The sequence below is a fragment of the Flavobacterium sp. WG21 genome, assembly GCF_000335775.1.
GTDB classification, from domain to species: domain Bacteria; phylum Bacteroidota; class Bacteroidia; order Flavobacteriales; family Flavobacteriaceae; genus Flavobacterium; species Flavobacterium tructae.
The window spans coordinates 1-792 of record NZ_AMYW01000079.1 but is presented as its reverse complement, the minus strand read 5'-3'; the positions used below and the strand labels follow the sequence as shown (position 1 = coordinate 792).

General features: G+C 31.3%; 1 protein-coding gene and 1 pseudogene. One reads left to right on the top strand and one right to left on the bottom strand.

All coding sequences use genetic code 11. The annotated features are described in order from the left end of the window. A pseudogene (locus tag C245_RS0122520) lies at positions 1-284 on the bottom strand (helix-turn-helix transcriptional regulator); the annotation flags it as partial. 253 nt (positions 285-537) lie between these two features. On the opposite strand from C245_RS0122520, the gene C245_RS23500 reads away from it, so the two are divergent. Further along, positions 538-792: hypothetical protein (locus tag C245_RS23500; RefSeq protein ID WP_157495934.1), on the top strand; the 255-nt coding region annotated here is incomplete at its 3' end.

Here is a 792-nt window from a genome sequence, read left to right as displayed (position 1 = left end):
TTGATTTTTAGTAATAAATCCAGATCTTCTTTGACCACATACTTAAAATAAAAGGCATATCCGAGTTCCTGAACCTCTGCCGGAGTGTGATCACATAAGAATAATGGATTTTCGGATACATACTCAAACCCTTTTTTTTCGTAATCAATAATATAAATACTACTGTAAGTTGTTCTGGCAAATGCTTTGACCAGTTCTAAATAATTTCCCAGTCTTCCTTTCTCATCTTCAGAGATCTTTTGAACGGTGTTGTTTGAGGAAAAAAAGTCGTTTTCAATTACCATATTTTAATAGTTTTTTAACAGGTTGTGAATATAGGAAAAATTGGAGATATGATGTTAAATTAATTTTATTTCTATACGAATTTAACTTCATTTCAATAAAAATGATATTTGGGTTTTTGGCCGTTTTTTTTCTTCTAAAGTTCATTTTTAAAAACTACACTTAAGGGTAGTTTTTGATTAAAATACTGTAAACTAGTATTTTGTGTAATATGAAGCGTAAATTGTGGTGATAGTTTTGGAGAAAACAAATACTATGAAACTCGCCAAAAACAACCACACAGCAATTAGTCAAAATGACATCTTTCGTATGTCCAAATTTGTAGTCACAGAAAACTTCAATCACCATTCTAATGAAGTTTTTCCGGGCCACTATCAAAAAGATATTGATGCCGTTTACAAAGAAGAAATGAACTTCCTTGAAAACTCCAAAATATTCGCATTCAAAAACGAATTGGGAGACTTTACCGGTACCATCAGAGTTCTAAAATGGGACTTCATTACTCCGCTT